Origin of the sequence: Proteiniclasticum ruminis DSM 24773 (genome assembly GCF_000701905.1) — a bacterium.
Classification (GTDB): domain Bacteria; phylum Bacillota; class Clostridia; order Clostridiales; family Clostridiaceae; genus Proteiniclasticum; species Proteiniclasticum ruminis.
The window spans coordinates 1-13,329 of the sequence record NZ_KL370832.1; the positions used below are offsets into that span (position 1 = coordinate 1).

Below are 13,329 nucleotides of genomic sequence, written 5' to 3' on the forward strand. Positions count from 1 at the left end.
AGGTCTTTCAGGTATAAAAGTAGAGTATGTAGGCCCCGAATATACCAGTCAAATCTGCCCAGAGTGTGGAGAAAAAAACAAGGCAAGAGATAGAAAATATAAATGCTCATGTGGCTTCAAAACACATAGAGATAGAGTTGGTGCAATGAATATCATGAAAGCACCTGTGATAGATGGTAAAAGTCTATCAGCCTAAGATACTAAATGTACTGTCTTAGGAGGGGCAATGGCATGCCCTCAGCTTGGGGTCATACTCGCCTACTGGAAACAGACTGGCGTTTAATCACCCAAGAATCCCATTGCTTTAGCTGTGGGAGTGTCAACGTATTATACAAATGAAGAAAGAGTAAGACATAGTATAAGACCTGGCTTGTCTGGTTTAGCACAGATAAACGGAAGAAATGAAACTACATGGGAACAAAGATTTCTATATGATATAAAATATGTAAATGATATAAGTTTTACAGGAGATATCAAAATTATATTACTAACAATATTAAAAGCTGTAAAAAGAAGTGATATTGGTGAGAGGGGATTAGATTCACCACCTGATTTTGATAAGTATAGAGAAAAAGTTAGAATAGGAGGCACATCAGATTGAATATCAAAGGTGAAGAAGTTATATTAAGAGCTATTGAACCAAAAGACAATCCTATGCTTTTGGAAATGATAAATGATGACGCTACTGAATATATGCTTGGAGGTTTTTCGTTTCCTGTATCACAAAAAAACCAAGAAGAATGGACTAATAGACTTAAAAATGACCAGAATACTTTAAGATGTACAATTGAACATGACGGTAACGCAGTCGGTGTTGTAATGCTTACTAACATTGATTATAAAAATGGAAATGCTGAAGTTCATATAAAATTAGCAATTGGTAATGTAAGAGGAAAAGGGTATGGCACAGATTCTCTCATGACTATCGTTAGGTATGCATTCGAAGAGTTGAGATTAAAGTGTATCTATGCACGTGTAAACGACCATAACAAAGCCTCCCAAAATTTGTTTATTAAATGTGGATTTGAGAATGAAGGTACATTAAAAAGTCGCCTATTTAAAAAAGGCGGGTATATTGATGTAATTTCTTTCTCAATAATCAATCAAAACGAATAGGGTGATAATTTTGAGTATAGAAATCGGAAGTGAATTTTGGAAAGTAGATAAAATTAAAGGCATTAAGTCTATTCAAGAAGAAAAACAAAAAATTCTATTAACTGGAAGGACTTCCTTAGACTATATAATTAAAGATATAAAAATAAAAAACCATTTTAATAGTGTATACTTACCATCTTATTGTTGTCATACAATGATACAACCATTTATTGATAATGGAATTACTGTAGAATTTTATGATATAAGCTTTAAAGATGGGAGGTTTACATATTGTATAGACTTTGATACCAAGTGTGATGCAATATTGATAATGCAATATTTCGGTTATAGCAATGTGGAAGTGGAACAGATAATAGAAACCTTTAAGGAAAAAAAGAAAATAGTTATTGAAGATGCCACACATTCTTGGTTTTCAGAAAATAGGTACAGCTTAAAATCAGATTATGTATTTGCAAGCTTAAGAAAGTGGACAGGCCTAGCTTGTGGATCAATTGTAATGAAAAGTTATGATGATTTCCACGCACCATTCCCAAGCATAACCAACGAAAAATATGTAGGTATTAGAAAAAAAGCAGCGAATTTAAAAAAACAATATATTGAAGCAGGAAAAGGGACTAAGGAAGTATTTCTAAACATGTTTGATGAAGCTGAAAGATTATTAGAAGAAGATTATATAGACTATACAGTACCTGATTCGGTTACACACTTAATTTCATGTTTAGATTTTGAAAAAATACGCAAAAGAAGAAAGCAAAATGCAACAGTATTAATAAAAGGATTAAAAGGTAATATCGGTATTGATTGTGTAAAGGTTGACAACGATGATGTTCCATTATTTGTACCAATTATTGTTTTGAATGGGAAGAGGGATAAATTAAGACAGCATTTAATTAATAAAAATATATATTGTCCAGTTCATTGGCAAGTATCCAAACTTCATACAATTCATGATAAATACATATATGACAATTGTTTATCACTAATTTGTGATCAAAGGTATAGTGTACAAGATATGAAAACTATAATTAACACAATAAACGAGTTTTATAGAAAGGAAATTCCAAATGAGTTATATTGAGATTGTTTCAATAAATGAAGAAGATAAGTGGGACAAAATAGTTAGGGGATTTATAGACTATGATGTTAATTATCTTAATGGATATGCTAAAGCATTCTACTTACACGGTGAAGGTGAACCATTTTTATTTTACTACAATGACGGCATTACAAAAGCGATTAATGTAGTAATGAAAAGAGATATTGCAAAAAGTCATTTCTTAAAAGATATTTTGCCTCAAAACACCTTCTTTGACATTTCCACTCCTTACGGTTATGGAGGGTTTTGGATTAAAGGTGAAGAGTATGAGACTGTTATGTGTGCTTATGATAATTATTGCAGAGAGCAAGGATTTGTAAGTGAATTTGTAAGATTTCACTTACTCAGCAATTATAGAGATTTCTATGATGGGTCAATTGAAACTCATACAAAGAACATAGTCCGTACACTCGATTTATCTTTTGATGAATTATTAATGGATTTCGAACATAAGGTGCGTAAAAATCTTAAGAAAGCAAATAAATATGAATTAGAAGTAGAAATAGATTATATTGGAGAAAAATTAGATGAATTTTTAGACATTTATTATGGAACAATGGAACGAGCAAATGCAAAAGACAACTACTTTTTTACTCGCGAGTTTTTTGAAAAGATTAATGAAATGAAAGATAATTATGTATATATACATGTTTTATATCAGGGAAAGGTTATATCTACTGAACTAGTTTTATATGGCAGTGAAAACTGCTATTCATTTTTAGGCGGAACTAACCCAGATTACTTTGATCTACGCCCTAATGATTTTTTGAAGTACGAGATTATTAAATGGGCTAAAGAAAAGGGACTTAGAAGATTTATTCTAGGAGGGGGTTATGGTACAGACGATGGAATATTTAAATACAAAAAAAGTTTTGCTCCACATGGAGTTTATGACTTCTATGTAGGAAAAAAGATCTTTTCAAAAGAAAAATATGATGAATTGGTAAAAATTAGAGTAATGGATTCAGAACCAATAGAAAAGGTGGCTTTTTTTCCTACGTATCGAGCATAAGGAGCAATAAATAGTATTGAAACTGAAAAGGTAGGTGGGTAATATTAATATTATATTTTTAACAATGACAGATATTCAAGATATCGAGAGTCGCTATATATATACAGAATTGCTAAAAGTTTTCATAGGAAATGGGCATAGGGTTACAATTGTTTCACCAACAACATCGAAAGATAAGCCAAAATATGAGCTATTAAGATACTCTAATTATCAAATGGTTAAGATAAGAATACTTAGCGGAACGAATAAAAATCTAATAAAAAAAGCGATTAATATCATAGCACTTGAAGATTGGTATATAAGAGCAGTCAAGAAGTTCTTAAATGATGAAAAATTTGATTTAGTATTATATTCTACACCACCTATAACATTAGGTAAGGCAATTAAATATATCAAAACACGAGACAATGCGAAAACATATCTTATGCTAAAGGATATATTTCCACAAAATGCTGTTGACCTTGGAATGATGTCTAGAATTGGTTATAAGTCTATTATTTATAATTATTTTAGGAATAAAGAAAAGAAACTGTATAAGTTTTCGGATTACATAGGTTGCATGTCAGAAGCAAATGTTAATTACTTACTTTCACACAATCCAGAATTATCTCCAGATAATGTAGGGTTATGTGTTAATAGCGTAATACCAATGGATGAGAATTTGGTTAACAAAGATATGTTGAGAAGCAAATATGGAATACCACTTAATACTACAGTATTCTTTTACGGAGGGAATTTTGGAAAACCACAAGGAATTGATTTTCTAACCAAAGTGTTAGAAAATAATTTAAATAAGAATGATAGATATTTTGTGCTATGTGGTGATGGTACAGATTACCACATTATTGAATCATTAATTCGCAACAATCCCAAATCAAATATCATGTTGATTAAGGGTTTACCTAAAGAGGAGTATGATAACTTGTTACAAGCATGTGATATTGGTATGTTGTTTTTAGATTATCGTTTCACAATTCCAAATTTTCCATCAAGAATACTTCCATATATGGAGTACTCAATGCCTATATTTGCCTGCACAGACAGTAATACTGACATCGGCATTAAAATTGAAGAAGGAAATTTCGGTTGGTGGTGCCCAAGTAATAATTTAGAAATCTGCACAAATTTAATCGATAAAATATGTACAGATAGTTCAATTTCTCAAAAAGGTAAAAATGCTAGAGATTATCTAGAAAAACATTATATCGCTGAAATTTCATATGATCAAATTATGAATAATATTGAATAAGCGAGAGGGGTAATGATATGTTTAAAGATAAAACTTTATTAATTACAGGTGGAACAGGATCTTTTGGTAATGCCGTAATGAAAAGATTCTTAGATACAGATATAAAAGAAATTCGTATCTTTTCTCGTGATGAGAAGAAACAAGATGATATGAGAAAGCTTTATAAAAATGATAAATTGAAGTTCTACATAGGAGATGTAAGGGATCTTGCAAGTGTTAAAAACGCAATGCATGGAGTGGATTATATTTTCCATGCTGCTGCTCTTAAGCAGGTACCTTCATGTGAGTTTTTCCCACTTGAAGCAGTAAAAACCAACGTACTTGGTACAGATAATGTTCTTACAGGTGCTATAGAGATGGGAGTAAAAAAAGTCATTTGTCTTTCTACAGATAAAGCTGCTTATCCTATCAATGCAATGGGAATCTCTAAAGCAATGATGGAAAAGGTATTTGTGGCTAAAGCAAAGACTGTAGATCCTGAAAGAACACTTATATGTGGAACAAGATATGGAAATGTTATGGCTTCGAGGGGATCAGTTATTCCTTTGTTCATTGAACAGATTAAGAATGGACACCCTTTAACTGTTACAGATCCTAATATGACAAGATTTTTAATGAGCCTTGAAGAAGCTGTTGAGCTTGTTGTGTTTGCTTTCCAAAATGCAGAAGCAGGAGACATCATGGTCCAAAAATCACCTGCGTCTACAGTAGGAGATTTAGCTCAGGCTATCAAAGAGCTTTTCAATGCAGATAATGAGATTAAAGTTATAGGAACTCGTCACGGAGAGAAGCTTTACGAAACCCTTCTTACAAAAGAAGAACACGTGGTAGCAAAAGACATGGGTGGATTCTACAGAGTGCCTGCTGATAAGAGAGATTTAAACTATGACAAGTACTTTGTTGAAGGAGATGAAAAATTATCATCTGATGACGAGTACAATTCACATAACACAGAAAGGCTTAACATAGAGCAGATTAAAGAAAGATTATTACAACTTGATTATGTTAGAGAAGAACTAGAAAGTTGGGATAAATAATGAAAATATTAGTCACTGGAGCTAAGGGCTTTATAGGAAAAAACTTAATCGCAGAACTTAAGAATAGAAAATACACTGAGATATTTGAATACGACAGAGACTCGGATCATTCATTACTTGAAGTTTTCTGTAAAGAAGCTGACTTTGTATTTCACCTTGCAGGGGTAAACCGCCCAAAAGAACAATCGGAGTTTATGGAAGGAAACTTTGGCTTTACTTCAGAGTTATTAACTACTTTAAAAAAACACAAGAATACTTGTCCTGTAATGATTTCATCATCTATTCAAGCTGAGCTTGATAATCCTTATGGCGAGAGTAAAAAGCAGGAGAGGACCTTCTGTTTTCTTATAGCGAAGAAACAGGCGCTAAAGTTCTTGTTTATAGATTTCCTAATGTGTTTGGTAAATGGTGCAGACCTAATTATAACAGCGCAGTAGCTACTTTCTGTCATAATGTTGCTCACGACCTACCTATTCAAGTGAATGATCCAAGTGCAGTGATGAATCTTATTTATATAGATGATGTAGTAAATGATCTTATTAATGCTTTAGAAGGTAAAGAGAATAAAGCAGAAGAGTTTTGTGAAGTACCTGTTGTACATACAATCACTTTGGGTAAGATAGTAGACTTAATTTATTCATTTAAGAAAAGTAGAGAAGATAGATCAGTTCCAAATATGGCAGACAAATTTACTAAAAAATTATATAGCACTTATTTAAGTTATTTACCTGAAGATGAATTTAGTTATGAACTGAAAATGAATGTAGATCAGAGAGGTTCTTTTACAGAGTTTATTAAAACTCCTGATAGAGGACAAGTATCTGTAAATATATCAAAAACTGGAATTACAAAAGGTAATCACTGGCACCACACAAAGAATGAAAAATTTCTAGTGGTAAGTGGTAAAGGGGTTATTCGTTTTAGGAAAATAGATTCAGAAGAAATAATAGAGTACTTTGTAAGTGGAGACAAGATGGAAGTCGTAGACATACCTACAGGCTACACACATAATATTGAAAATCTAGGGGATGCGGATATGGTCACAATCATGTGGGCTAATGAAGCTTTTGACCCTGAAAAACCAGACACTTACTTTTTGGAGGTATAACTGATGAAGAAATTAAAAGTCATGACAGTTGTAGGCACTAGACCAGAGATTATAAGACTGTCAGCTGTTATAAATAAATTAGATGAATCAGAAGCGATAGAGCATGTTCTTGTTCATACCGGTCAGAACTATGACTATGAATTAAATGAAGTATTCTTTAATGATTTTAATCTAAAGAAACCAGACTATTTTCTCAATGCTGCTACAAGGACAGCAGTAGAGACAATAGGAAATATTCTAGTAAAGATTGATCCGATTTTAGATGAAGTAAAACCGGATGCCTTTTTAGTTTTAGGTGACACTAATAGCTGCTTGTGTGCAATAGCAGCTAAGAGAAAGCATATCCCTATTTTCCATATGGAAGCTGGAAATAGATGCTTTGATCAGAGAGTACCAGAAGAGACGAACAGAAAGATTGTAGATCATACTGCAGACATCAACTTAACATATAGTGACATTGCAAGAGAATATCTATTAAAAGAAGGTCTTCCAGCAGACAGAGTGATTAAAACAGGCAGCCCTATGTTTGAGGTTCTTAATTCAAGAAAAGATGACATCGAAAAATCAGATGTACTTGAAAGATTAGGACTTGAAGCAGGGAAATATTTTGTTGTTTCAGCTCATAGAGAAGAAAATATTAGTTCTGATCAAAATTTTATGGATTTGGTAGAAAGTTTAAATACAATAGCTGAAAAATATCAAAAGCCATTAATCGTAAGTACACATCCAAGAACAAGAAAAATGATCGAAGCTAAAGGAATTGAGTTTAATCAATTAGTAAAGACAATGAAACCTCTTGGATTTAATGATTATGTAAAGCTTCAAAAGTATGCTAGGGCTGTTCTAAGTGATAGCGGAACTATTAGCGAGGAATCATCAATTTTAGGATTTAGAGCGCTTAATATTAGGCAGGCTCATGAGAGACCAGAAGCGATGGAAGAAGCATCGGTAATGATGGTTGGACTTAAGAAGGAAAGAATTCTTCAAGGGTTAGAAGTGCTTGAGACACAAGAGAAAGACGTATTAAGATTGGTAGCGGATTATAGTATGCCAAACGTATCAGATAAAGTTTTAAGAATAATATTGTCTTATACAGATTATATAAATAGAGTTGTTTGGGGGATAAACAATCCATAACAGTATGTAATAGAAAAAGGTTAGTCACTAAATAAAACAGAGAGGACTGTGATGATGAGTTATCCGAAAATAAGTATCGTAGTACCATTGTACAATGTAGAAAAACATATAACACCTTGCATAAGTTCAATAATCACACAAGATTATCCTGATTTCGAAGTAATAATTGTAGATGATGGTTCAAGTGATAATTCTAAAAGCATATGTGAGAGAGTACTAAGCAATTCTAGTGTCGAATATAAGATGATTAGTAGAAATAACAAAGGAGTATCAGCTAGCCGAAACGATGGTATAAATGCAGCAACTGGAGAATATGTTTGTTTTGTAGATGCAGATGATATTATAGATGTTCAATATTTATCGAAATTATATAGGGCAATTAATAAAAGCGATTCGTCTTCTGTGGTCTTTTCATCCTATAATCTTATCTATAAAAATACAAAAAAACAGCAAAGATGGATTAATGAGACAAATAAGTTAAATAAAAAAAATGTATTGTGGGCATTTTTGAATAGAGATTGTAAATTTATTATTACAGCAATGATGGTAAATAGAAAGCATATTATGGACAATAAAATCTATTTTGATGAAGATTGCAGATATTCTGAAGATATTATATATATATGGAAAATTCTTTGCAGTTCAAAGGACATAAGATTTATTGATGAACCATTATATAACTACATTATACACCCCGGTTCAACAATGACATCATCAAATTATAATAAAATAGTAACATGTCGCGATGCAATAATCAGGCTATTTGACGATTATATTAGCAAGGTTGACAATATGGAGACTTTTCAGAAAAGTTTTTTGCCGCGATACTTTTTTGCGATAATGCATTCAGCAGCTAAACTACTAAACTATAATGATTTTAGGTTGTTATCCCAAGAATTAGATATTAAGACTATTTTTAGGTTAAAAAGTGATAAATTAAGAAGAAAACAGTCGTTTTTGATAAAGCTCTATTACATTAATTTTTGGATTTTTTATTTAATATTGCGTTGGAAATGATTGGAGGGTAATATGATAACTTTTAGTGGAATAGATGGGGCTGGAAAAACTACACAAATATTACTGTTTGAAAAATATTGTGTAGATAATGGAATCAAATTTAAAAAAATGTGGGCAAGAGGGCGCTGTACACCTGGAGTAGTATTGATAAAGAATATTGTAAGAAAAGATAAAAACCTTAATCAAAAAGAAAAAATAGAATATCGTAATAATATACATAAAAGCACTTCAAAACGCAGGCTGCTTTTAATAGCATCAATCCTTGACTTGTATTGGTTTTTCGGCATATATTATAGGATTTTGGATGTATTATACCCAAAATTCATTTGTGATAGATATATTTGGGATACGTATATTGATTTTAAGGTTGACTACTCAGAGTTCAATTTTGAAAACTGGTTAATTTGGAAGCTACTTCTTAAGCTAATTATAAAACCTGAGGAGTCATATGTTTTTGTAATATCTGCAAAGGAATCAATCAGACGAGGTATTCAAAAAAAAGAAGCCGGAATGGAAACAATCGAACAGAAAACTAAAAAAATTCAATTATATCTTGAACTTGTTCATCAAGGTAAATGGTCAAAAGTAATAGATGGGAACCAGACTATTGAGAGTATATTCAACAGTATAAAGAAGGTAAACAAATATGAATATTAAAAGTATGATAGATAGAGAAGATTTCTATAAGATAAATGAAATAACTCTTAGAAAGTATTATAAAGAAGTATATGGAAAAGAAGTATGTATTAAGACTAAAAAATACAGTTTAATAAATAGCATATTTATTTATCCTCATATAGGGACAATAATGACTAGATTACCAGATATTAAAGCTTTAAGGTATTTACTCAATGAGTATAACATCAGAAATAAACCCATAAAGAATATTTTGTCTAAGACTTATGTCATTTCCTGTTTTTTAACTGTAGGCTTACTTTCAAGCAAAGGACTATGTGTTAGTGACAAGTATATATTCGATAACCACACTGTAGTAATACCTGCAAATAGGAAAATCAGGGTATATAATTTTAAAACAGGTTATGTTGATGCAATTGTAAAGGATACATTTACTAAGAGATATTTTAATAATGAGGTGTCATTTAGAGTTAACTGCACATATGAGTTTGTCCCACCCATAATAGCATATGGGGAAGACTGGTATCGTGAAAAAATATTACCTGGTCAACCACTTGCAAGGCTAAGGGATGAAAAATTATATAACAAATGTATCAAAGATACGATTGGTTATATGGGAATAATAGCTAAAAAAACGACGAAATATGTTAGTGCATTAGATTACTCTAAGAGTCTATATGATGAAATTTTAAGGAAAATAGTCATTGCTAAAGCTAATAAAAATATTGACTGTTATGATATGATTATTGAAATTGCAGCAGAAGCTTATAAAAAAGGAGTATTACTTGAAAATCCTATCCCTACAGTTGAGAGTCATGGAGATTTACAGTCTGGAAATGTTTGGGTTGATATAAATAGTCAAAGAACATATATCATAGACTGGGAAACTCATGGGAGAAGGAGCGTTTGGTACGATTGTGCGACTATTTTATTATCAATAAGAAGAGCAAATAAACTTAAATATATGATGGATAATTGTAAAACAGAGGCAGTAAAAAATGCTATCCTAGTGAATGATAGTAGAAAAGATTATAATATGCAAAGTGTTATAGGGATTATTACCTTAGAAGATTTATTGTTCTACATTGAAGATATGCTTGAACTACCAAAGGATTTTGGTGGTGAAATTTTTAATAGAATAGCAAGAGAATTTGATAAGATGGGTTGGAGGAGTATATATGCCAAATAGATATGATGTTTTAACTAATGCGTCATTCAAATATTGTGAGTTATCACTGGAGGAAATAAATAATATTAAAGCGCTGTATGATCATGATGGTCAAGATAAAGTTTATAACTTTGCAAAGCAAAAGAAAATATTACCTTTTGTTGCAAATCTAATGTGTAAATTATGCATAGATAATGAATTTTGGAAAATTATAAAAGATGAGTATATAAGGCGTAATGAAGGAGTTATTAGTAGTCTTGATTTGATTTTTAGTAAGTTTGCTGAAAATAGCGTTAACAAGGTATTTGTAACAGAAAATTTCGGAGCATTGTTATCAATAGATGGAGATATCTCTCTTTTTTCCTCTGGTGATGTAGATATGTATGCAGATATCTCAGAGAAAGAAAGAATATATAGGTCTTTCAAAGAACTTGGATACACAATAAAAGAACGGTACTCTCATAACAAACTTATTAGTACAAGTTTTTATAATGATGATATATTTTTAAACGGATTTCATTTTGGTGTAGCTTGGAATCCGTTATCAAGATTGAAGCTACCGTCATTCGTTAATGCAGATGATTTTGTAGAATGGGATAAACTATGGAATTATAAAGATACATCTATAAAACTACCGGATCATGAAGCGTTAATGTATATATGTTTATTACACATATCATTGCATAGCTTTTCTAGAGCTCCAGATATAAGATTATATATAGATATTAACAATCTTTCGCTTCTTCCAATTAATTGGAATAAACTAGTTGAATTAGCACAACGTGACAATACGATGGTTCGATTATTAACTGCATGTATTTTAGCCCAGAAACTTTTAGATGTAGAGATACCACAACACATATTAGACTATAGGATGAAATACAATAAATCAATAACAAGGTTGCTTAAACTAGTATACTCTGAACAAAACAATAGCCTAATATATGAGCCTAAAAGATTTAAAGTTCTATTTATTGAAGCTTTAATGAATGACATGAATATGATCTTGGGGATTAAAGGAATAGTTTTACCAGATTCTAAATGGGTTAGAGATTTTTATGTAGGAAGCAAAGGGAATCTAGCTTTGGGATATATAAAACATTTCAAAAATATATTGTAAATAGTAGAGGGGATAATTTATGAAGCATTTAGTAATGTTGGCAGGTATGTACTATCCTCACTCTTCTGCTACGGGAAAATGTGCTAATCAGTATGTTTCTTTACTTGGAGAAAACTATAAAATTGATGTTGTTTTTATTCAATCAGGCTTTACGAAATATAATGGCCATATTGATCAAGGACAAACTCTATATAGTTTATCAAATTGGCGCTTGAGAATAGAAGACTGGTTAATAAAACATGAAAAAAACTCTAAGAATAGAGTTTTAAAGAGAATGTGTATAAAAGGTATAATAGTATTGAAGGCAATTGGAAGAGTGCAGAGTTTATTGTTATTTCCAAATAACCTTAGATGGTTCTATAAAAGTTCATTTAGGACACTTTGCAGTATACATAAAAGAGAACCTATTGACTTGATTTTTACAGTAAATTCTCCTTTTGCAGCACACCTTGCAGGTAGGGATTTTAAAAAAAAATACCCCAATGTAAAGTGGATAACTTATACAGCGGATCCTTTTCATGTTAGGTATAGAAATAGGAGCAATTTTGTGAGCAATTTGAAATATCAAAAAGCAATTAATGCCGAAATACAAGTGCTTGATGAAGCAGATGTTAATTTTTTGTCGGAAGAAGTATATGCAAATTGTGAGGAGCTTTATGAGTTGATAAAAGACAAAACTTTTTCATTACCTTACTTACTTCCTAATAATTATAGGAAGAGAAGTGACTTACTATTTGACTCAACAAAAGTAAATTTAGTATACGCTGGCAGGTTTTACAAGGATATAAGGAATCCAGAATATTTACTAAAGTCCTTTTTAAAGACAAAAAACGAAAATCTTGTAATGCATCTATATGCATCAAGTGATTGTGAAACATTAATAAACCACTATGTGAAACAATCAGGTGGAAGAATAGTGAGACATGATTTAGTGAAACCTGATGAGATTGAAGTGGTTCTTAATAGTGCAGATATTCTACTTAATGTTGGAAACTCTATACCAGAATTTAAACCTAGTAAAACATTTGAGTATATATCTACATGTAAACCAATAATTAATTTTTATCACAATGGATGTTATGATGAAGTACTTGATAAATATCCGTTGATTTTACAGATAAATACTGAAGATGATGAGAAGCTATCGGCCGAGTCAATTGAAGAATTTTCTCAAAAGTCAAAGAACTCATATATTGATAAAAAACTAATTGATGAATTATATTTAAAACATAGTGATGATTATATAAAGGGATTATTATTAACAGCAATCGAGAAACACTAAATGCAGTTTTTTCATAGGTTTTTGTAGTATATAGATAATTTAATCAATTTTTTAGATTAAAATGTAATTTCTTAATAAAGATACCACTGAAAAATTTGTGTAAATTTAAAATGAAAAATTTTAATAATTTAAAGAATGAGAATAAATACTTTAGAGAAAGAGTAAAAGATAAAATTGGAATGATAAAGGTGACTATCAAACAACTCAGCAGATAGAAGAATTTCACAAGCACCTCTAATTTAATGAATATCATCAAGAATATATTCAGAGATGTATTTCGAGAAATTATAGCGGTAGTTATTATTTTCATAAATGGATACAACTGTATCATGATTTGGTTGTCATCTTGAA

13 protein-coding genes and 1 pseudogene are annotated in these 13,329 nt (G+C 31.0%); all 14 read left to right on the forward strand.

The window, feature by feature from the left end; genetic code table 11:
- Positions 1 to 196: zinc ribbon domain-containing protein (locus T487_RS0113230; protein ID WP_031577605.1), on the forward strand; the 196-nt coding region annotated here is incomplete at its 5' end.
- A gap of 120 nt (positions 197 to 316) precedes the next feature.
- On the forward strand, positions 317 to 601 hold the full coding sequence (locus T487_RS0113235) for a sugar transferase (RefSeq protein ID WP_074542669.1): 285 nt from the start codon (positions 317 to 319) through the stop codon (positions 599 to 601).
- Positions 598 to 1,116: a GNAT family N-acetyltransferase gene (locus T487_RS0113240; RefSeq protein WP_031577607.1), complete on the forward strand. Its 519-nt coding sequence runs from the start codon at positions 598 to 600 to the stop codon at positions 1,114 to 1,116. Before T487_RS0113235 ends, T487_RS0113240 begins: the two co-directional genes overlap by 4 nt.
- Positions 1,117 to 1,126: 10 nt before the next feature.
- Positions 1,127 to 2,194 (forward strand): aspartate aminotransferase family protein, encoded by a 1,068-nt coding sequence (locus T487_RS0113245; protein ID WP_031577608.1) that lies wholly within the window; start codon positions 1,127 to 1,129, stop codon positions 2,192 to 2,194.
- The gene (locus T487_RS0113250; RefSeq protein ID WP_031577609.1) at positions 2,181 to 3,224 is read left to right on the forward strand and encodes a GNAT family N-acetyltransferase; all 1,044 of its coding nucleotides are present in this window, start codon (positions 2,181 to 2,183) and stop codon (positions 3,222 to 3,224) included. Before T487_RS0113245 ends, T487_RS0113250 begins: the two co-directional genes overlap by 14 nt.
- Before the next feature lie 34 nt (positions 3,225 to 3,258).
- On the forward strand, positions 3,259 to 4,473 hold the full coding sequence (locus tag T487_RS0113255) for a glycosyltransferase family 4 protein (protein ID WP_207638320.1): 1,215 nt from the start codon (positions 3,259 to 3,261) through the stop codon (positions 4,471 to 4,473).
- 17 nt (positions 4,474 to 4,490) lie between these two features.
- Complete coding sequence (locus tag T487_RS0113260) at positions 4,491 to 5,510, forward strand: polysaccharide biosynthesis protein (RefSeq protein WP_031577611.1); 1,020 nt, start codon at positions 4,491 to 4,493, stop codon at positions 5,508 to 5,510.
- A pseudogene (locus T487_RS15575) lies at positions 5,510 to 6,618 on the forward strand (capsular polysaccharide biosynthesis protein CapF). The gene T487_RS0113260 and the pseudogene T487_RS15575 overlap by 1 nt, the downstream one beginning before the upstream one ends.
- Positions 6,619 to 6,621: 3 nt before the next feature.
- Entirely contained in the window at positions 6,622 to 7,755 is a 1,134-nt protein-coding gene (gene wecB, locus T487_RS0113270) for a non-hydrolyzing UDP-N-acetylglucosamine 2-epimerase (RefSeq protein ID WP_031577612.1), read from the forward strand.
- Positions 7,756 to 7,809: 54 nt separating this feature from the next.
- Positions 7,810 to 8,772 carry a glycosyltransferase family 2 protein gene (locus tag T487_RS0113275; protein WP_242848074.1) on the forward strand — a complete coding sequence of 321 codons (963 nt, stop codon included), beginning with the start codon at positions 7,810 to 7,812 and terminating at the stop codon, positions 8,770 to 8,772.
- A 12-nt stretch (positions 8,773 to 8,784) separates the two neighbouring features.
- Entirely contained in the window at positions 8,785 to 9,429 is a 645-nt protein-coding gene (locus T487_RS0113280) for a hypothetical protein (protein WP_031577614.1), read from the forward strand.
- A gap of 4 nt (positions 9,430 to 9,433) precedes the next feature.
- Positions 9,434 to 10,597 (forward strand): phosphotransferase, encoded by a 1,164-nt coding sequence (locus tag T487_RS0113285; RefSeq protein WP_162178262.1) that lies wholly within the window; start codon positions 9,434 to 9,436, stop codon positions 10,595 to 10,597.
- Complete coding sequence (locus T487_RS0113290; RefSeq protein ID WP_031577616.1) at positions 10,587 to 11,696, forward strand: nucleotidyltransferase family protein; 1,110 nt, start codon at positions 10,587 to 10,589, stop codon at positions 11,694 to 11,696. The genes T487_RS0113285 and T487_RS0113290 overlap by 11 nt, the downstream gene beginning before the upstream one ends.
- 19 nt (positions 11,697 to 11,715) lie before the next feature.
- A complete protein-coding gene (locus T487_RS0113295; RefSeq protein ID WP_031577617.1) occupies positions 11,716 to 12,978 on the forward strand; it encodes a glycosyltransferase family protein in 1,263 nt (420 codons plus the stop codon).
- Positions 12,979 to 13,329: the final 351 nt, after the last annotated feature.

What these genes read in the sequence shown, in the direction of transcription:
- T487_RS0113250 (WP_031577609.1), top strand. Translation starts at nt 2,181, where the DNA reads ATGAGTTATATTGAGATTGTTTCAATAAATGAAGAAGATAAGTGGGAC.
- T487_RS0113260 (WP_031577611.1), top strand. Translation starts at nt 4,491, where the DNA reads ATGTTTAAAGATAAAACTTTATTAATTACAGGTGGAACAGGATCTTTT.
- wecB (WP_031577612.1), top strand. Translation starts at nt 6,622, where the DNA reads ATGAAGAAATTAAAAGTCATGACAGTTGTAGGCACTAGACCAGAGATT.
- T487_RS0113275 (WP_242848074.1), top strand. Translation starts at nt 7,810, where the DNA reads ATGAGTTATCCGAAAATAAGTATCGTAGTACCATTGTACAATGTAGAA.
- T487_RS0113280 (WP_031577614.1), top strand. Translation starts at nt 8,785, where the DNA reads ATGATAACTTTTAGTGGAATAGATGGGGCTGGAAAAACTACACAAATA.
- T487_RS0113285 (WP_162178262.1), top strand. Translation starts at nt 9,434, where the DNA reads ATGATAGATAGAGAAGATTTCTATAAGATAAATGAAATAACTCTTAGA.
- T487_RS0113290 (WP_031577616.1), top strand. Translation starts at nt 10,587, where the DNA reads ATGCCAAATAGATATGATGTTTTAACTAATGCGTCATTCAAATATTGT.
- T487_RS0113295 (WP_031577617.1), top strand. Translation starts at nt 11,716, where the DNA reads ATGAAGCATTTAGTAATGTTGGCAGGTATGTACTATCCTCACTCTTCT.